The organism is Variovorax brevis (genome assembly GCF_030317105.1).
Lineage (GTDB): Bacteria > Pseudomonadota > Gammaproteobacteria > Burkholderiales > Burkholderiaceae_C > Variovorax > Variovorax brevis.
The window spans coordinates 32,654-51,719 of record NZ_JASZYG010000011.1 but is presented as its reverse complement, the minus strand read 5'-3'; the positions used below and the strand labels follow the sequence as shown (position 1 = coordinate 51,719).

Here is a 19,066-nt window from a genome sequence, read left to right as displayed (position 1 = left end):
GTTGAAATTTGCGTTAATAGCGACTTGCCGCTTCCAGAACCAGGTCCTGCAGCCGAGAAGCCAACCTGGCTTGCGCACGGTCGCTCGCCCAGGCAACGTGAGGTGTCAGGACCAGGTTGGGAATCGTGGGATCGAGCAGGGGGTGATCGCTTGGCGGCGGCTCGGTCTCCAGCACATCGATGGCCGCACCGGCGACGGCGCCACTACGCAAAGCGTTGGCCAGGGCCAGCGGGTCAACCAAGGCCCCACGACCGGTATTGATCAGCACCCCGCCAGCTTTCATGCGCTTCAACGACTCGGCATTGATCAGGCCCTTCGTCTCAGGCGTCAGCGGCAGATGCAGAGTGATGGCATCGGATTCCGCGAGGATCTGATCCAAGGGAAGTTCATCTTCCTTAAGTGGAAACCCCGGCGTTTCTGCAAAGTGCACCGTCATGCCAACGCCGCGCGCGAGCCTTGCCGCGGCTTCGCCGATGCGCCCACGGCCGACTACGCCAAAGCGCGAACCACCAAGATCCTTGATCGTTGGGCCCGTCCAGCAAAAATGGCTGGAAGCGGTCCATCTGCCGTCTTTCGCTGCCGCCGCATAGATCAGAATCTGCCGGCGAATGGCGAACAGCGTCGCAATGGCATGCTCTGCGACCGATTCGCTTCCGTAGTCAGGGACGTTCTGAACGCGGATGCCCAGCTCTTGCGCAGCCTCGACATCGATGTTGTCCGTCCCAGCTGCGGCGACAGCCACGAGTCTCAGGTTTGGAACGGCCCGAAGGACTTCGGCGCCCAGCTTGACCTTGTTGGTGATGACAACCGTCGCACCCGCGATGCGCTCGCCAACATCAGGAGCCGACGTCGAGTCATAGGCGCGGTAGTCGATGTCATACGCCGGATCAAATTCGAGACGCTGCGGCAAGGTCGCCGCGTCGAGGAAGACAACTTTCATTTTGCAATCTCCGAGACTTCGATCAGGTTCAAGTCCGGATCGCGCAGGTAGATGGAACGGATAGGAGAAACGGCGCCCGTGCGCATGACCGGGCCTTCGACGATCTGCAAGCCTTTTTGTTGGAGCTCACTGATCACGGCGTCCAGCGGTTTGCTTGCGATGAAGCAAAGGTCCAATGCGCCTGGAACTGGCGTATGGGCTTTGGGCTCGAACTCATTGCCCTTGACGTGCAGGTTGATCTTCTGGTTGCCAAACCGGAATGCCTTGCGGGCGGCGCCAAAGGTTTCGAGGGTCATGCCCAGCCCGTCGACGTAGAAGCTGACGCACGCCTTCTCGTCGACAGTGGTGAGCACGAGGTGGTCAAGATGATCGATCACGCCCGCACCTCCTTGCCTTCGCTCTTGGCAGCAGCGCGTGCGGCGATCTCCGCGAAATCCGCAGGCGGCTGGTGCCGAGCCAGGCGATGCCCAGCGCGCGGCAGCTGGCTGGGGAGCTCATGCTGCACCAGGCGCCCCACTTCGCCGGCTGCATTGATCAATCCATCGAGATCCATGCCCGTGTCGTAGCCCATGCACTGCAGCATGTGCACAACGTCTTCTGTGGCGACGTTGCCGGTCGCTCCTGGTGCATAGGGGCAGCCGCCGATGCCGCCCAGCGACATGTCGAAGCGGCGCACACCCGCCTCGACGGCAGCGACGCTGTTGACCAGTCCCATGGCCCGGGTGTTGTGAAAGTGAGCCGTGAAGTCGAGCTCGGGATGGCGCTCCATGACGGTCCTGCACAGCACGTCCACTTGCGTCGGATAGGCCATGCCAGTCGTGTCGCACAGCGTGATGCCTGCGACGCCCCGTTCGGCAAAGCGATGGATCCAGCTCAACACAGTCTCGAGAGGCACCTCCCCTTCCATGGGGCAGCCAAACACACACGACAGCGACACGTTGACGGGAACGCTTGCTTGCTGGGCAATCGCGATGACTTCCGCCAGCTGGGAGAACGACTGCTCACGTGTCATCCTCAGGTTGCTCAGGTTGTGCGTCTCGCTGGTCGACATCACGATGTTGAACTCGTCGATCTTCACGTCGAGCGCGCGTTCGGCGCCACGCACGTTGGGCACAAGTGCGGTGTAGATCACACCGGGTTGACGCGCGATTCGCCCCATCACCTCTTCGCCATCCCGCAGGGCTGGAATCGCCTTGGGCGAAGTGAACGAGGTGACTTCGATCTTCGCGTAGCCCAGGCCGCTCAAGGCATCGATGAGAGCAACCTTGTCATTGGTCGGGATGAAATGGCTTTCCATCTGGAAGCCATCGCGAGTTGCAACTTCGTTGATGAGCAGTCGCGTGTTGTTTCCGTTTTTCATTGAGATCCTCAGCGTTGAAATATCAGGACGAGCGGGTCGGCCAACCGCCACGCAGCAGTTCATCGGTGTGCTGTCCCAGGCGCGGAGCCGCGTGGGCAATGGCTCCTGGAGTAGCGCTGAGCTTCGGCACCACCCCGGGGACCTTGAGCGATCGACCGTCGGAAGTTGGCGACTCGACGATCATTTCGCGGGCGAGGTATTGCGGGTCGGAAGCGATGTCCGCAACGGAATAGATACGGCCCACCGGAACGCCTGCGCCATCGAGTACTGCGAGCACCTCGTCCCGGCTGCGCGTGCGGGTCCACGCTTCGATCGCTGCATCGATTTCCTCCACTCGCAGCACGCGCCCGTCGTTGTGGGCAAGTTCCCGATCGGTCTCCAGGTCCGGCCGATTGATGGCGCGCATCAGGCGCCGGAATATGCTGTCCCCGTTTCCGGCCACGAGCACGTACTGGCCGTCATTGCAGCGGTATGCATTGGTCGGCGCGATGCCGGGCAACGCGCTGCCAGCGCGCTCGCGAACAGCGCCAAACGCGTCGTGTTCGGGCACAAGGCTTTCCATCACGTTGAAGACCGACTCGTACAGCGCGACGTCGATAAACTGCCCTTCGCCGCCATGCGCGGTGCGGTGGTGCAGTGCAGTGAGAACCCCGATGACGCCGTGCAGCGCGGCCAGGGTGTCACCGAGCGAGACCCCGACGCGCACCGGTACGCGACCGGGCTCGCCGGTGAGATGACGCAGCCCGCCCATGGCCTCACCAAGCACCCCGAATCCAGGTTTGTCCCGATACGGACCGGTCTGGCCGTATCCCGATATGCGCAGCATGATCAAGCCTGGATTCAGGGCGTGCAGCTGCTCCCATCCCAGTCCCCAGCCTTCCAGTGTTCCGGGCTTGAAGTTCTCGATGAGGACGTCAGCCTCCTTGGCCAATGACCGAACCGCGTCCTGTCCTTCAGGCCTACGCAGATCAAGACAGACGGAGCGCTTGTTGCGCGACTGGACTTCCCACCAAACAGAGGTGCCGTCGCGCAGGAGGCGCCATTTGCGAAGTGGATCGCCTACACCGGCAGGTTCCACCTTGATGACGTCGGCGCCAAACTCGGCGAGCGTCTTGCCGGCAAAGGGGCCGGCGATCAGTTGTCCCAGTTCCAGGACCTTCAGGCCTTGCAGTGCTTTCATGTCTCTGTCTCTTTAAAACTTGTCGAGACCTGAATCTAATTTCGAGCCGGGCAGAGGAGGAATTGCTGTGTGGGCATGTATCCTTCGCAGAATGCGAAGCTCGTAGAAACCCGATATGAAGACCGTCATCAACCCGGCGCGCGTCGATTTCGTGACGCTTCGACTTTTCTCCGCGGTCGTGCAAACCGGAAGCATCACCAAAGGCGCGGCGCAATGTCACCTTGCGCTCTCGGCAGCGAGCAGGCGGCTTAGCGAGTTCGAAGCAACCGCAGGAGCCCAGCTACTGGAGCGAAGCGTTCAGGGCGTGACTGTTACGCCCGCAGGTCATGTCGCAGTGCAGCATGCCATCCGCCTTTTGCAGGGGTTCGAACTCTTCGGCGCCGAGTTGGCGGATTTCTCCGAGGGATACCGCGGGCACGTGCGCCTGTGGGCGAACATGTCCGCGCTCACGGAATTTCTGCCGACCGTCCTATGGAACTTCATGGAACTTCAGCCGGGAATCCGGGTGGACATCGAGGAGCAACTGAGCGGGGACATCGTGAGAGCCCTACTGGATAGCCTGGCAGACATTGGTGTATTTGCAGAGGGCACGCCCGCAGACGGGCTCACCGTCTTGCCGTTTCGCGACGACGAGCTCGTCCTGCTGTGCTCGAAGTCACACCCTATGGCGAAGGCGCGGAGGATTGCTTTTGCTGAGTGCCTGGAACACTATTTTGTCGGCCTCAATCGGGGCAGCTCCCTGCTGGAACTTACTTCGAGAGCCGCAGCCGACGCCGGGCGTCCCTTGAGGCTGCGTGTGCAGGTCCGCAGCTTCGACGCAATGAGCCAGATGATTGCCGCCAGGCTTGGAGTGGGCGTCATGCCACTGGCCGCATGCCAGGAAGTACTTGGCCCCCGAAAGCTGAAGGCGGTGCGCCTCACCGACGCATGGGCGCATCGGAGACTGCTACTTGGATACAGTTCTGAACGCCCGCTGTCCGCTGCCGCAAGGGTGATGGTTGACCACCTGCGCCCCGCTCAGGAAGGTGCGTAGCGGGCACTCAATCGACGTTGGCGCCCGAGGTCTTGACGATCGGACCCCAAGTGGCCAAGTCCTCCTTGAGCATCATGGCGAGCACGTCGGGCCCTCCCGGCAGGCGCTGCACGCCCAATCCCTTGAACTTTTCAAGCACGTCGGGCGCCCCGGATGCCTTCTCGATCTCCGTCACCAATCGCTGGATGATTGGCTTGGAAACGCCTGCGGGAGCGAAGAAGCCGACCCATAGCTCCCCAGAGAATCCTGGAACGACCTCTGCAATGGCTGGCACGTCCGGCAAGGATGGAGAACGCTTCGACGAACTCACGCCCAAGGCGCGCAGACGACCGGCACGGATGTGTTGAATGCAAGAAGGCAGGCTGGCAAAGGCCATGGGTACCTGACCGCCCAAGACGTCGTTCAACGCTGGTGCAATTCCCTTGTAGGGAATGTGCGCCAGTTGAAGTCCCGCCTTCTGATTGAGCATCTCACCGAGCAGGTGGTTGAGGGATCCGTTGCCGGCCGACGCGTACTGGTACGGTGGGTTGTGGTCCCTCACCACCTTGACAAACTCGGACATGCTTTTCGCCGGAAAGGCAGGGTTCACGACGAGGACGTTGGGGACCACACCCACCGAGGCGATCGGCTCGAAGTCCTTGACCGGGTCGAAGGGAACTTTCTTGTAGAGCCAGGGATTGATGGCCTGCGTACTGCTGATCGTCAGCAAGAGCGTATAGCCGTCCTTCGCAGCCGCCCCGGCAACCTGCGTGCCTATGTTTCCCCCTGCCCCGGCGCGGTTGTCGACCACGAACGATTGCCCCATCTGCTCGGTCAGCTTCTGCGCGATGATGCGGCCCACGGCGTCGTTGGTGCCCCCTGGTGCCTGCGGCACGATGATGACCACGGGCTTTGAAGGATAGAACGACTCAGCCCAGGCCGGTGCCATTGCACAAGCGAGGCTGGCCAGACAGAAGTTGCGTTTGGTGATCATGTTGTCTCCGATACCTTGACTGAGTTTTCAGGAAGCTGCAGCTTGGCTTGCGTCGAGCAAGGCGAGTGCGCGCATGTAGACGGGCTTGTCGATCATGGTTCCGTCGACGCGAATCGCACCGAGCCCCTGCGCATCGGCAGCCTCGAATTCGCTGACGATCCTGCGTGCGCGAGTGATCTGATCGGGGCTCGCGGTGTAGCACTCGTTGATTGCATCCACAAACTTCGGGTGCACCACCACGGCACCACGGAAGCCGAGCGATCGCGCCTGGTCGAGCTTTCTGCGGAACTCTTCGGGTTCGCCCAGTTCCGCAATGGATCCAACAAAGCCGATTGGCTGAATCCTGGCTGCGCGCGCTGCGTAGAGCAGCATCAGGCTTGGCGCCATGAGCGCCTCGGGGGTTGGCAATCCGCCGCAATCCAGACTGAAATCCTCACTGCCCAACATCATTCCCATGACCCGTGGATCAGCACTGGCAATCTCATAGAGGCGAGGAAGAGCGACAGCACTTTCGATTTGAATCAGGAAGCGGACATGTCCAGCCTCGACGCCTGCGGCAGCCTCGAGTTCGGCGATGACTTCGGAAAGCAACTGAACATCACGCGCGTGTTCGACCTTGGGCAACAGGACCACGTCCAATCCGGGCCTCACAGCGGCGCGCAGATCGGTCACAGCGGCATTCATGCCGCTGTTGATGCGCACCGCCGCACCCTTGCCGGCGTCACTCAACAGGGCAATCGACGCGGCCAGCGCGGCTCGTGCAGCCTCCTTTTGTGAGGAATGTGTGCCGTCCTCCAGATCGAGGATGACCACGTCCGCTGGCTTGCTGATCGCACTCTTCAAGAGCCGCTCGTTCGCGGCTGGCACAAAAAGGAAGGACCTTCTCAGTTGGGAAGTCATGCGACCTCCCTGGCGCCGAGCCACTTGTCGTTGTCCTGCCCCAAGGATGGGGCGCTGCGCCGGATCGCTGGCCGCTGACCATTGATCTTGTAGGGCGCCGCATGGATCGCAACGGCCACCCCTTCAGGGGTATGTGCCTGCACAAGCATCTCCCGGTCCTTGACGTAGGGATGGTCCAGCAGATCCTTGATGTCGCACACCTGTCCTGCGGTGATGTCGCGGTCTGCAAAGAACTGAAGGGCTTCAGCCAGGTCCAACTGCGCCAGATAGCTTTGCAAAAGATGATCCAGGGCGTCGATGTTGGTCAGGCGCGCCTCGTGCGTCGAGAATCGAGAATCCTGCAAACCTTGGGGATAGCCGATTCCTTCAAAAAGGCGAGCCAGCGTGCCTTCCATGCCAGCTGACAGGGCCACCCATTTATCGTCCTTGGTTTTGTAGACGTTTCGCGGTGCATGCGTCGGCGAGCGGCTGCCTGAGCGCGCGGTCACCTCGCCACTGAGCTGGAATTCCGCCGCCTGAGGCCCAAGCATCGAAAAGAGTGGCTCAAACAGCGAGAGGTCGATCTCCTGAACAGTTGGCTCGGAGGACGACGTCTGGCGGTGCAGCGCAGCGACCGCCAAGGCGGCTCCGTAGGTTCCGGCGATCGTGTCCGCCATCGCAAAGGGCGGCAGGACCGGCGGGCGGTCGGCAAAGCCATTCATGGAAGCGAATCCGCTCATTGCCTCGATCAAGGAGCCGAAGCCTCCTTTGCCTGCAAACAGGCCCGTCTGCCCCCACCCGGAGATGCGCACGACGACCAGTTTGGGATTGATGCCTTGCAAGGTGGCGCGATCCAGTCCCATCCGTTCGAGCGTGCCCGGACGAAAGTTCTCGACCAGCATGTCCGCTTCGCCCAGCAAGGTTCGAAGTGCTTTCTGATCTTCTGTGTTTCGAAGGTCGAGGCAGACACTGTCCTTGTTCCTGCTGTACGCAAGCCAGTAGGTACTGACGCCCTTGCGCTGCCAGGCGCGCAACTCGTCGCCTTTGCCTGGAGGCTCCACCTTGATCACCCGCGCACCGAGGTCCGCGAGCAGATGCGTCAGCATGTTTCCGGCCACCAGGCGGGAGAGATCGACAACTTTCACATCGGCAAGGGGCCGTTGATCGGTGGGTCGCGAATCGGATTCGGATTGCATTGAGTTTCCTTGAGTGAGCGAATCGTAGGCACCCGTTGGCTATCGTGGAAATACAATCTGGTACTACCAGCTATAAGGAATCGTTCTACATGGACCTTCGGCAACTGAGATACCTCATTGGGGTCGGTGAGGCCGGGAGCCTGCTCAAGGCAGCGGGGCAACTCCATGTGGCGCAACCGGCGCTCAGCCAGCACATGGCTGCGCTCGAAGCCGAACTGGGGGTGCAACTGTTCACCCGATCGAGCCGTGGGATGGAACTCACCAGCGCAGGACGCACGCTTTTGGAGCATGCGCGGGTGATACTTTCTGATGTCGAGCGCGCCAAGAGCGCCGTGCGTCACACCGGTGCTGAACTGATCGGAGAGGTGGTGCTGGGACTGCCAACAACGGTGGCATTGGTGGCCACGTTGCCCATCCTTGCCGAAGCACGCCGACGCCATCCTCAGGTCATGCTGCGACTTGTCGAAAGCCATAGCGGCTATCTCAAGGAATGGTTGCAAGCAGGACGCCTCGACCTCAGCGTGTTATTTGCCATGCAACAAGAACCGTGGCTGGCACAACGTGCCGTCCTGAGTGAGAAGCTGTGTCTTGTGGGATCGACCCAAGGCAAGGAAACAGCTTTGCCGCGTCAGACAGCGTTGAAGGACCTGCAACGATTTCCCCTGCTTCTTCCGGGGCGGGACCACGGGCTGCGACGGATCATCGACGACGCCTGCCTATCGGAGGGTGTCTCGCTTCAGGTCATCGCCGAAGTCGATTCACTGCCCAATATCAAAAAGGCCGTCGAGGCAGGCATGGCCTATACCATTCTTTCGCCGGGAGCCGTTGCGGACGAAGTGGCGCAGGGCCGGCTGAACGCGTCGACGCTAAAGCGCCCGACAATCTCGCGCACAGTCGTGTGCGCAACGTCTTTGACGCGCCCGCTGACTCCTGCTGCTGCGGCCATCGTTGAAATGGTCATCGAGACGGTTCGGGATCTTGTCTCCACAAGAAGGTGGCCTGCAGTTCTGCAATAGCGCTGCTTGGACCAGCGTCACCACTGCGAGCAGAAGCAGACAACCGCCGTAAGCCACAGACGTGGCCCCATTTGCCGGACGCTGTTGAGCCTGACGCCTCATCTCGTGGCGTCGAGAGGCTTCCCTTGAAGTGATTGGTCTGCGCTGGCGGGCACTAGGGTCGCCGATACGAATACGTAGCGATGAGTGAAGGCCAGCGAGCACGTGGGCCCACATTCCCGCAAGCGGCCCTGGGCCGATGGATACGACAGTCGAGCGCGGCGTCCCGTCTTGTTCAATTCATAGCGCGGATCACGTCGATGACGCGGCCGTCACGATATTCCATGACACCTACGACTCGTTGACTCGACGAAACCGGGTTGCCGGTTGATGGGGGCGAGAGCGCACTCGCTTTTGACTGCAAAACGCCGATGTCTACAACGTTGAGTCCGTGTTGCAACAGTCGTTCTCGCAGTTCGACTTGCTCCGGATGGACTGCAACACCGAACTCGGTCACCACCGCATCGATTGATTCCCCCGGGGTGGTGACGCAGCGGACACGATCAACGATCTTGGGCCCACCGCCCGAGATCAAGCGAGTTGCCACCAACGCCAGTTTCGCGCCGGCCGCTGTATCAGCATGACCACCCGATCCCCCCAGGATGCGTCCCGAACTGCCTGTCGTGACGTTGACGTTGAAATTGAGATCGACTTCGGCGGCGCCAAGCAACATCGCGTCGAGTTGGTCGGCGATGGCGCCCCTGTTGTGTGGGTTGGCGTACATCGACGCGGACATCGCCTGGTGACGCCGGTCCCGCCGGTACGACTCAACTGCCCGAAGGTCAAAACACTGGACATCGAAGAGACTGCGAAAGAGGCCCTCCTCGAGCATGTCGACGAGGTAGCCGGTGACACCGCCCGCCCCAAAGCTGCCCTGCACCTTCCGTTCACGCATCGACGCTTGAACATACTGAGACACAGCGAGGGAGATCCCACCCGCGCCCGTCTGAAACGAAAAACCATCGGTGAGGAGGCCAGAAGCCGCGATCACCTTTGCAGCTGTCTCGGCGATCTGCAGACTCACGGGATCGGTCGTCGGCCGCGTGCTTCCCGACAAAATGCCGGCGGGGTCTCCAATGCTGTCCACCAGCACCACGAAATCCACCTGCTCTTGGGAGATGTCGATCGGCACGAGTGGATAGTCCCCAATATGGTCGGTCACAGCGACGACGCGACGGGCGTACTGCGCGTCGACCATCGCATAACCCAGTGGCCCACAGGCTGCGCGCCCTTCAGCGCCGCTGAGGTTCCCGCACCGGTCGGCGGCCGGTGCGCCCACGAACGCCACATCAATCTGGAGCTCGCCTGCCTCGATCGCGCGTGCACGCCCTCCATGGGTTTGCATGACCACAGGGGTGGGAAGCAGGCCGCGCGACACGGCATCTGCGACCGGACCGGACATATAGGCCGTGCAGATCCTCGTCACCACGCCGCTTCCGATGTGCTCAACCAGGGGCGCATGAACCGGGAACAGCGAACTGGCTGCAATGCGCAAGTCGCGCAGGCCGCGCGCAGAGGCAACCGCCAGCACCTGATTTAGCACCTGGTCGCCATTGCGCAGGTGATGGTGAAAGCTCAACGTGTCGCCATCCCGGATGCGGCAAGCGTCGAAGGCCGCTTCGAGATTCCTGAGTTGCTTGTCGCGGCCGTGGACTGCCGGAGAAATTTTGGCCGATGCCCGCGTGATGACTTCAGGCGGCAGGCCGACACCCGTGAAGGGGCGCGTTGGCCCATAACCATCGATCTGAGACGGAACGGCGCGCGCTGCAGGAGCAGTCATCGCTCACCCGCCGTACCGACCATCGCCAAGGTCCTTCGAGCTTGCAAGACCACCGGCAAATCGACCATGCGACCGTCAAGTTGCACGGCAGCGCCGTTCGAACTGGCATCCGCTTCCACCACACGCCGTGCCCACAACACCTCTTCGTCCGAAGGGGCCAGTGCCGCGTGAATGCCGGCGACCTGCTGCGGGTGGATGCACAGCTTGCCCGCGAAGCCAAATCGCTTGGCACGCCGGGTGTCTGCCGCGAGCCGGTCCGCGTCGCCAGTCTGAACCGTCACGCCATCGACTGGCGGCGCAAGACCGGCGCAACGTGACGCCATTGACACGGCAAATCGCAAAGGATCCAGTTCCCGCTCGTCCTCGCCGCAGGCGATTCCCGTGTCAGCCATGAAGTCGATGTGGCCCACCACCAGACGGAGCACATTCGACATCCGGGAGATCGCTTTGATGTTCTCGAGCCCGGCGGCACTTTCGATCAGCGGCAGGATGCGCACATGCGACAGCCGCTCATCGAGAAACTGCAGCGTTGTCGCTGTCTCGGCCTTGGGAAGCATGATTGCCGCAATACCAGGAAGCTGGTGGGCGAGCTCGATGTCCGCCTCCCAGGCGGGACTTCCTTCAGCGTTGATCCGGCTCACCACCGCGACATCGTGCTGCGTGATGCGGGGCCAGAGTCCGGCAATGCCCTCACGCGCCATGGCCTTGTCTTGCGCCGGTACGGCGTCCTCGAGGTCGAGGATGACGACGTCGGCGCCGCTTTTCAAAGCTTTCTCGAACCGCTCCGGCCGATTAGCTGGCACGAACAGAAAGCTTCGCGCGGAGGCGCAACGGTTCGACTTCAGATTTGACATGGGACGCCCAGAGTGTTCACACGATGACGGCTTCAGCTGCTGCCGCAGGCAGCGGCCGACAGGCCACCTGGTCCAGACGGCTGCCATCGAATCGAATGGGATTGGCAAGCAGCTTCATCTCGGGGTCGGCTGGATGCGGTACGTCTTTCACCATATCGATTTCCTGCAGGAACGGGTTCTCCAGGGCTTGCCGAACATTGAGCACCGGCGCGATGGGGAGCACGCCTGTCAGCACCTGAAGCCAGTGGCTGGTCGGTTGCTTACCGAAGGCCGTGTCGAGCGCTTGCGTCAGTTCTGCACGGTGCTCGGCTCGAAGCTTCTGCGACTTGAACCGTTCGTCGGCCGTCAGCACAGGGTCGCCAATCACACCGAGCAGCGCATGCCAGAACTTGTCGGTCATGCACATGATGTAGATCCATCCATCGCCGGTCTTGAAGGTCTGCACAGGCGTCACAGACAGATGGGCGCCGCGCGGCAGTCGCCGGGACGCGTGGCCTTCGTTCACATACCACGTGCCGGCGTAGCCGAGCTGATGCAGGGCGACGTCGAACAGGCTGACATCGACGTCGCAGCCCTTCTTTGTGATCTGCGCGCGGCGCACAGCCCCGAGGAGGCCCAACATGCCGGTGATCCCGGTCATGTAGTCGATCACCGAGGCACCAAAGCGCGAGGGTTCGCCCTCTGGATCACCCGTCAGGTCCATCAGGCCGGATTCGGCCTGCATCAGGAAGTCGTATCCGGGCCACGCCTCACGCGAGTTGTGGCGGCCATAGGCCGAGATATGAAGGCAGACGATGTCTGGCTTGATCGCTTCCAGGTCCTTGTATTCGAGCTTGAGCTTGCCCGGCTGGTCGCCACGAAGGTTGTTGACCACTGCATCGGCGCCAGCGACCAGTCGCTCGAACTCCGCCCTCCCCTGTGCTGTTTTAAGGTCGAGTGACACGCTTTGCTTGTTCGTGTTCCAGCCTTGGAAAACCAGGCTGTCGCCGGTGCCGAGAAAGTAAGGTCCCATGAACCGTGCGGGATCGCCGCCAATGTCCTTGTTCTCGATCTTGATGACTTCGGCACCCATGTCCGCGAGGAACATCGAACCGTAGGGGCCAGCAGCGAACTGCTCGATCGAAAGAATGCGCAAGCCTTCGAGGGGTTTCAAAATGGGCTCCTTATTCAACGGAAAGCTTGGCTTGCTTGGCCAATGTGCCGAACTCGGTCAGCTCCTTGGTTACGCGAGTTTTGAGTTCGGCGGGCGTGCCGGGCATGGGTTCAATGCCTTGCGACAGCAACTGCTTCTGGACCTCGGGGTCCTTCAAGATCGTGGTCACTTCACGGTTCAACTTGTCGATGATCGCGGGCGGCGTGGCTGCCGGTGCCATCAGGCCAAACCAGGTGCCAACGTCGAAGTTCGGCACGCCCGCCTCGGCCAGCGTCGGCACATCGGGGAGCGCGCTAGAGCGCTTGGCGGTCGTGACAGCGAGAGGCCTGAGCTTTTGCGCCTTGATGTGCGGCAACGAAGACGTCACCGTGTCGAACATCACGGAGACTTGGCCGCCCAACAGATCGGCAACTGCAGGCGCGCTACCGCGGTAGGGAATGTGCGTGAGCTTGGCGCCGGTACGTAGCTTGAACATTTCGGCGATCAAATTATGGGCGGAGCCGGGACCTGCGGAGGCGTAGTTGTACTTGTCGGGGTCTGCCTTGCTGATGGCAACGAGTTCCTGCACTGATTTGGCCGGGACGGCGACATTGACGACAACGACATTCGGTACCAGTGCCATCATGCCGACCGGCGTCAGGTCGCGATCAAAGCTGTAGGGCAGCTTGGTAAACACCGCCTGCGCAATGGTGTGGTGTGCCGCACCCACCAGCACCGTGTAGCCATCCGGCGCCGCCTTGGCAACAAAGTCCGCGCCGACCGTGGCTGATGCACCAGACTTGTTCTCGATCACGACAGGCTGCCCCAGAGATTTGCTCAAGCGGGGCGCCACGATTCGCATCAGGGTGTCGGTGGTGCCACCTGCTGGAAATGGAACGATGACCTTGATCGGCCTGGAGGGATAGGTGTCGTTGGCTGCCAGTGCAGGAATGCTGGCGGACAGTGCGGCCGTGCAGGCGAGTGCCAGCAGGGATCGGCGTTGGAAAGAGTTCACGGTGTTTGTCTCCAATGAAAGTTGAAAGATGCAACGTGGGTCGCGCCAAAAGGACGCGCGAGGTCGCCCGGGACGGCTCAGGAAAACGCAGCCGGACGTTTTTGCATGAAGGCGGCAATACCTTCTTGGGCGTCGGCGGAACAGAACACGCGATCGCTGGCCTTGAGCGATTCGCCGACGGCTTCTGAATCCGATCGGTCATACGCAAGATTGACGACAGACTTGGCGGCCTGCAAGGCCAGGCTGGGGCCGCGGCCCAGCTTCTGCGCAATGGCCTTTGCTTCCGCTAGCGCGCAACCCTGGTCGACCAGACGGTTCACCAATCCCCAGGCGTGGGCCTGGGCAGCTGTGATCGGTTCCCCCAAGAAGATCATTTCCTTCGTGCGGGACTCGCCGATACGGCGCGCGACGCGATAGGTGCCGCCGCTGCTGGGGAACACCCCCAGCTTGATCTCTGGCAGGCACAGCTTGACCTGCGACTCCGCCACGATGAGATCGCAGCACGCAGCGATTTCGAGGCCCCCACCATAGGTGTAGCCGTTCAGCGCCGCGATCGTCGGCTTGGGAAACGAGCGCAGCAGTTCGAACACCTTGTTCTGGAAGATCAACTTTTTCTCGAGGGCGGCACCAGGCGCCGACATCTCGGTGAGTTCGGAGATGTCAGAGCCCGCACAGAAGGCGCGATCGCCTGCGCCGGTGAGGACTACTGCCCTGACGCCGTCATCGGTTTCCATTGCCTTCAAGGCCGCGTAGAGCTGGCGCGTGAGGGGCGCCGAGACGACGTTCATCGGCGGGTTATCCAGAAAGATGACGGCATAGCGGTCACCCCGTTCGATATTAATCTTGGTGTCGGTCATGTAGTGTCCTTTTCTGGAAATTATTCGAATAGCCGAATGTTGTAATGTACGTACATTATAAGTCGTAAGGAAATCGGGCTAATTGGTAGTTACCCTGAATGGCCGGTGTTATTAGGCGGGGCTCACGCCCACGTGGCCAATGCCTGCATGCCTGCCGCCCCTTGGGCGTTCACCGCCCGGAGTTGAAGTGCACCGGACGATTGGTCCTCCCAGGCTTGCAGTTCCATCCGCTCGCCACAGTACATCGGACTCACACCCTTGAACTCGAAGTTCTTGAGGTGTTGGCCAGGCTTGCAGCGGCCCGCGAACTGCTGCAGCAACGTGGCCGTGAGCGGCCCATGGACCACCAGGCCGCGATAAAACTCAACGTCTTGGGCGTATGGCAGGTCATAGTGGATGCGATGCCCGTTGAACGTGAGTGCCGAATACCTGAACAGCAATGCGGTGGTGGGCACGAGCTGGTCACGCCATTGGATCGGAGCGGCGGCACCAGGTTCTGCAGCAACGGAGGCCGTTGCCGTGGCAGCCTCGCGGTAGACGATGTCCTGCTCCTCCACCACGCACACACGATCGTCGACTGCAATGGTGTGAGACACGGTCACGAAGCACATGCTTCCCGAGCGCCCCGCCTTCGGCGAGATCTTGAGAATCCTGCTGGTCCGTGCTGCTTGCGAACCGATCGGGATAGCTGCGAGGTAGTTGATCCTGCTCCCGGCCCACATGCGGCGAGGCAGCGGGATCGGTGGCAAGAAGCTGCCTTCAACATCTCTGCGCGGGTGCCCATCATCCCCAAGCAGCCGCTGGGCTGCGACCGGGTTGAAGAACAGCCATTGCCAACCGGTCGGCAACGACTTGCCATGCCCTGGTGCATCGGTCGCGTCCAATGTTGCAGCCAGCGCGGCAACCGCGGCGGGGTCGATCAGCGCGTGCTTCGTCTCTGTGCGTCCGACCCAGTGGTTGAAGTCGTTCAATGTCATGTCAGGTTCAATCCTTAGAGATGCTGTTGGTAGTGGCGGCGCCGGCGGACCGTGACCGTTCCTGGGTCGCCCGCTTGCCGACTCAATGCGACGCAGACGCTGCAAAGGTCGGTGCCAGGCGCTTCCTGTTTGCGCGCGCCGCGAGCAGAAGGCTCCCCCCGACGATCCCGAGCACACCCAGCGCGAGGAATGACGATCCGAAACCCGGTGAGATGGACTTGAGGTAGCCAATCAATAACGGCCCCAGAAACTGTCCGAGAAAGCTCCCCCCGCCGATCACGACGCCCACGGCGGGGATGGCCCGGCGCAATGGAAGGATCTCGGTCAGATAGGACGAAATCAATGGCGTGGGCATCTTCATCATGAAGCCGACCAGCAGGATCATGCCGATCTGGATGACCAGGAACCGGTCTGGAATGTTCGCGAGCGCCGTGAGCATCAACCCGATGATGATCATCGGGACGGCGGCATGCAGTCGACGCTCCTGTCCGTGCTTGTCGGAGCGGTGGGTGATGTAGTAGGCACCGAACATGGCCATGATGAAAGGCGCGCCGGACAACAGCCCCACGGTCATCCCGCTGAGGTGTTCGTGAGTCTTGAAGATCGTGGGCAGCCACAGGGTGAGCCCGTACAGGATGACCTGACTGCAGGAGAAACCGAGCATGAGAAGCCACACGGATGGCTCCTTGAACGTGGTGACCCAGGAGTCTGTCTCCCTGTCGCCATGCAAGGCCTGCTCGGTTGCCAGGCTTTGATCAATTGCCTCGCGGTCGGACGCTGCGAGCCACTTCGCGCTCTTGAGGCTTTTGGGAATCGCCCAGAACCAGATCAGGCAGAAGAGCCACGCCGGCGCACCTTCGATCACCATCATCATGCGCCAGTCGTGGTGTGCAAGAATCGCGGCAGACACTGGACCGGCAAGGAAACCGCCGGCCGCCACGCTCAGGTTCCAGATGCCAAAGGCACGGCCGCGTTCCGACTTGATAAACCATTGGGCCAGCAGCATCGAGGTGGCCGCGTAAATCGGTCCTTCGGCCAGGCCAAGGAGAAAGCGGATTGCCAGAAGTTCTTCGAAGGTTCTGGCGAAACCCGTCGCGACGGCGATGCCGCCGAACAGCACAAGACACGCACCAATCAGGAGTCTCGGTCCAAACCGCAATGCGAGGTAGCCCGCAAGAAGCTGGGTGATGAGGTAGCCCCACGCGAAGGCACTTCCAATCCAGCCCGCCTGAACTGATGACAGCGACATCTCCTTCGTGATGTACGGCAACGCCATGCCGATGTTCACGCGATCAAAGAACGAAATCATGTACATCACGAACACGGCGGGCATGACGATCAGCCACTTCTTGTGGGCAGTCGATCCAGGGATGTTTGCTTCTGCAATTCGGCTCATGGTTGTCTCCGGGATGGAATATGTTGAAAGGCTCAGGCGGGGGCCACAGATGGATCGCGATCGGGTCCTGCGACGATGCCGGCGTCATGCAGGCGGCCTACCGCTCCCGGGCTCAGGCCGAGCACCTGCTCCAGGATCTCGTCCGTGTGGGTGCCCAGAAGTGCTGCTGCGGGTGTCGGGGCGCGGTCCATGGCAGGCGCGCGCACGGCCGCGCCTGCGGCAAGGTGCCGGCCGATCCCGGGCGTGTCGATTCGTTCAAACACAGGATTGTCCGTACTGACCCGTGCGTCCCGCGCAAGCAACTCCTGCACGGTGCTGTAGCGGCCCCAGCACACCTTGTTGGCTTCAAGTGCCGCCTCGGCGTCTCCCGCATTGCGTTGCGCAAACCAGGGTTCCACCAGCGCTGCAATGGCGTCGCGCCCCTCAAAGCGTTGTGCTTCATCGTTGAAATCGAGATGCAGTTCGCGTTGCACCTGAACGATGGATTCGGAGATGCCACAGCACTTAACCAGTGATTTCCACTGGCTCGCCGAAATCGCTGCGACCATGATGCGCTGGCCGTCCGAAGTCGCAAAGTCGCGCCCGAACGCGCCGTAGAGGTGGTTCCCGATCGAGGGTCGCTCCTGGTGCAGCAACTCAGACTCGGCGAGCACGCCGAGATGGGAGAGCATCGTGAAGGCCATGTCGGAAAGCGCCAGTTTGAGCTCAGCCCCCTGCCCTGTCCGGCGTCGAAGATCAACCGCAGCGAGCACTGCGAAAGAGGCTTGATAAGCGCAGGCAATGTCCCAGGCCGGCAGCACGTGATTGACAGGTGCCGCCGGTGAGCCGCCGCCTGTGATGACGGGGTAACCGGTCGCACAGTTCACCGTGTAGTCGACAGCGGTGCTTCCGTCGCCGTTCCCCTGGATCGTGCAGCTGATGACATCGGCGCGCTTTTGTGCCAAGGCCTCGTGCGAAAGCCACGGCGTGCCGATGTTGGTCAGCAGTACCCCTGCATCCGGGCCTGGTGCGGTCACCAGCGCCTGGATCAATTCGCGCCCCTCAGGCTTGCGCAAATCGATCGCAACGGACCGTTTTCCCTTGTTCAGGGCGGTCCAGTAAAGACTACGGCCTCGGCCTTGCGGATGAGGCATACGGGGCATGCGTGCGTAGTCGATACCTCCGCCGATCATGTCGATGCGGATCACATCGGCGCCGTATTGCGCGAGCGTCAGGCCGGCCAGGGGTGCCGCAATGAAGGCCGAGCTTTCGATCACGCGCAGCCGACCGAGAAATGGGTAAGTCATGGTGTATGGAGGGAAGACGGGGCCGCGGGTTGCGGCTCAGAAGCAAAGGCCCAGCGCGTGGCGGGCAGGTGACGAAGACAGGAATGCTCGGCCCAAGCCGCGGGCGCGGGGGGCTAAAGCGGAGGGACAGGCGTCAGCGGCGCCAAGTCCTGATGGGCGGCAGGCATTGCCCGGCGAAGGATGTCGAGCTTTGGAACACTGGCCTGTGATGCAGGCCGATCGCGGCGCTAGGGGGCGCTGGACGCAACGCGGAAGCGCGCCGATTGGGTGTACCGGCTGCTGGGATAGTAGCTGATGGACACCTGGATCAGCGTCTTGTTCTCGTCGTAAAAGTAGCGCGTCATCTGCAAGGCGGCTTCCCCGGGCATCGCCTCGAGCACCTTGGCTAGCTTGTCGTCGAGAAGCGTCGCAGTCACATCCTGACGGATTTCGTGGACGCGCACCCCGAACATTCGTTCGATGTTCTGGTAGATCGGACTGCTCGACACCAGCGGGGTTTCCTGTGCCGCGGCATAACGCGGGTGCACGTAGATCAAGACGTAGCTCATCGGCAGTTCGGCGCCAGGCGTCTTGCGAAGAAACGCCACTTCCGACAGGAGCGACCCGGGCTCGCAGTCCAGCCGGGCGGCAAGTTCCGCATCGACCAGAATTTCCCTGCGCGATACCGCGTGCATCTCGGTGTCCCCGACGAACTGCAGCAACTCCTCGGTTGAGTTGACGGCGTTGAATCGGTCGCGCCCTTGCGCCGCATCGCGAACGATGGTGCCAATGCCGGGATGGGAGGAGATCAGGCCCTGATCGCGAAGGACGCGCAGTGCCTGCCGCACCGTCTGGCGGCTGACGCCATAGCGCTCCGTCAATTCTTTCTCGGACGGAAACACGCTGGCTGGCTGGTGCTTGCCGCCGCGGATGTCGCGTGACAAGATGCCCGCCAATGCCGCGTAAAGAGGCTGCTGCCCCGCCACGCGTTCCAGACGTTCCTGTGCCGTAGATTGAATTTCCATCGTTCTCTTGTCTTTCGGTCGACGTAAATGCCGGGGCGGTCTTGCGCCACCCGCTGGATTCCGCCTGTTCCCACAATCCAGTGTATTTTGACCCATCCTCTCTGCACGCCTCAAAATCGGCCGTACCCGCAACATCTGGAGTCGCTGCT

At 61.6% G+C, this 19,066-nt stretch carries 18 protein-coding genes; 2 read left to right on the top strand and 16 right to left on the bottom strand.

Features of this window, described 5'->3' with window-relative positions; translation table 11 throughout:
* Positions 1-13: 13 nt before the first annotated feature.
* The 4 genes from QTI66_RS28115 to QTI66_RS28100 are packed head-to-tail and all read right to left on the bottom strand — an operon-like array spanning position 14 to position 3,480.
* Positions 14-940 carry an NAD(P)-dependent oxidoreductase gene (locus QTI66_RS28115; protein WP_286563492.1) on the bottom strand — a complete coding sequence of 309 codons (927 nt, stop codon included), beginning with the start codon at positions 938-940 and terminating at the stop codon, positions 14-16.
* The gene (locus tag QTI66_RS28110) at positions 937-1,317 is read right to left on the bottom strand and encodes a VOC family protein (protein ID WP_286563491.1); all 381 of its coding nucleotides are present in this window, start codon (positions 1,315-1,317) and stop codon (positions 937-939) included. The genes QTI66_RS28115 and QTI66_RS28110 overlap by 4 nt, the downstream gene beginning before the upstream one ends.
* Positions 1,314-2,300 (bottom strand): hydroxymethylglutaryl-CoA lyase, encoded by a 987-nt coding sequence (locus tag QTI66_RS28105; protein WP_286563490.1) that lies wholly within the window; start codon positions 2,298-2,300, stop codon positions 1,314-1,316. Before QTI66_RS28105 ends, QTI66_RS28110 begins: the two co-directional genes overlap by 4 nt.
* Before the next feature lie 22 nt (positions 2,301-2,322).
* Positions 2,323-3,480 (bottom strand): CaiB/BaiF CoA transferase family protein, encoded by a 1,158-nt coding sequence (locus tag QTI66_RS28100; RefSeq protein ID WP_286563489.1) that lies wholly within the window; start codon positions 3,478-3,480, stop codon positions 2,323-2,325.
* Positions 3,481-3,595: 115 nt separating this feature from the next.
* Between QTI66_RS28100 and QTI66_RS28095 the strand changes: the two genes are divergently transcribed.
* Entirely contained in the window at positions 3,596-4,513 is a 918-nt protein-coding gene (locus QTI66_RS28095) for a LysR substrate-binding domain-containing protein (protein ID WP_286563488.1), read from the top strand.
* A 7-nt stretch (positions 4,514-4,520) separates the two neighbouring features.
* Here the strand turns inward: QTI66_RS28095 and QTI66_RS28090 are convergent, their stop codons facing one another.
* The 3 genes from QTI66_RS28090 to QTI66_RS28080 are packed head-to-tail and all read right to left on the bottom strand — an operon-like array spanning position 4,521 to position 7,561.
* Positions 4,521-5,486 carry a Bug family tripartite tricarboxylate transporter substrate binding protein gene (locus QTI66_RS28090; RefSeq protein WP_444815064.1) on the bottom strand — a complete coding sequence of 322 codons (966 nt, stop codon included), beginning with the start codon at positions 5,484-5,486 and terminating at the stop codon, positions 4,521-4,523.
* 27 nt (positions 5,487-5,513) lie between these two features.
* Positions 5,514-6,386 carry an HpcH/HpaI aldolase/citrate lyase family protein gene (locus QTI66_RS28085; protein ID WP_286563487.1) on the bottom strand — a complete coding sequence of 291 codons (873 nt, stop codon included), beginning with the start codon at positions 6,384-6,386 and terminating at the stop codon, positions 5,514-5,516.
* Complete coding sequence (locus QTI66_RS28080; protein WP_286563486.1) at positions 6,383-7,561, bottom strand: CaiB/BaiF CoA transferase family protein; 1,179 nt, start codon at positions 7,559-7,561, stop codon at positions 6,383-6,385. The genes QTI66_RS28085 and QTI66_RS28080 overlap by 4 nt, the downstream gene beginning before the upstream one ends.
* 89 nt (positions 7,562-7,650) lie before the next feature.
* Here QTI66_RS28080 and QTI66_RS28075 point away from each other — a divergent pair, with 89 nt between their 5' ends.
* Positions 7,651-8,577: a LysR substrate-binding domain-containing protein gene (locus tag QTI66_RS28075; RefSeq protein ID WP_286563485.1), complete on the top strand. Its 927-nt coding sequence runs from the start codon at positions 7,651-7,653 to the stop codon at positions 8,575-8,577.
* Positions 8,578-8,851: 274 nt separating this feature from the next.
* Here QTI66_RS28075 and citF read toward each other — a convergent pair whose 3' ends face one another.
* From citF to QTI66_RS28030, 9 genes are all read right to left on the bottom strand, one after another.
* Positions 8,852-10,396, bottom strand: coding sequence for a citrate lyase subunit alpha (gene citF / locus QTI66_RS28070; protein ID WP_286563484.1), 1,545 nt, complete (start codon positions 10,394-10,396; stop codon positions 8,852-8,854).
* Complete coding sequence (locus QTI66_RS28065; RefSeq protein WP_286563483.1) at positions 10,393-11,250, bottom strand: HpcH/HpaI aldolase/citrate lyase family protein; 858 nt, start codon at positions 11,248-11,250, stop codon at positions 10,393-10,395. The genes citF and QTI66_RS28065 overlap by 4 nt, the downstream gene beginning before the upstream one ends.
* A gap of 16 nt (positions 11,251-11,266) precedes the next feature.
* Positions 11,267-12,403 (bottom strand): CaiB/BaiF CoA transferase family protein, encoded by a 1,137-nt coding sequence (locus QTI66_RS28060; RefSeq protein ID WP_286563482.1) that lies wholly within the window; start codon positions 12,401-12,403, stop codon positions 11,267-11,269.
* Positions 12,404-12,413: 10 nt separating this feature from the next.
* Positions 12,414-13,397, bottom strand: coding sequence for a tripartite tricarboxylate transporter substrate binding protein (locus QTI66_RS28055; protein WP_286563481.1), 984 nt, complete (start codon positions 13,395-13,397; stop codon positions 12,414-12,416).
* Between the two features lie 77 nt (positions 13,398-13,474).
* Positions 13,475-14,254: an enoyl-CoA hydratase/isomerase family protein gene (locus QTI66_RS28050; RefSeq protein WP_286563480.1), complete on the bottom strand. Its 780-nt coding sequence runs from the start codon at positions 14,252-14,254 to the stop codon at positions 13,475-13,477.
* Between the two features lie 122 nt (positions 14,255-14,376).
* On the bottom strand, positions 14,377-15,231 hold the full coding sequence (locus QTI66_RS28045; RefSeq protein ID WP_286563479.1) for an HTD2 family dehydratase: 855 nt from the start codon (positions 15,229-15,231) through the stop codon (positions 14,377-14,379).
* An 82-nt stretch (positions 15,232-15,313) separates the two neighbouring features.
* Positions 15,314-16,519, bottom strand: coding sequence for an MFS transporter (locus QTI66_RS28040; RefSeq protein WP_286563478.1), 1,206 nt, complete (start codon positions 16,517-16,519; stop codon positions 15,314-15,316).
* 140 nt (positions 16,520-16,659) lie between these two features.
* Positions 16,660-17,913, bottom strand: coding sequence for a CoA transferase (locus QTI66_RS28035; protein WP_353506227.1), 1,254 nt, complete (start codon positions 17,911-17,913; stop codon positions 16,660-16,662).
* 227 nt (positions 17,914-18,140) lie between these two features.
* On the bottom strand, positions 18,141-18,917 hold the full coding sequence (locus tag QTI66_RS28030; RefSeq protein WP_286563476.1) for a GntR family transcriptional regulator: 777 nt from the start codon (positions 18,915-18,917) through the stop codon (positions 18,141-18,143).
* Between the last annotated feature and the right edge of the window lie 149 nt (positions 18,918-19,066).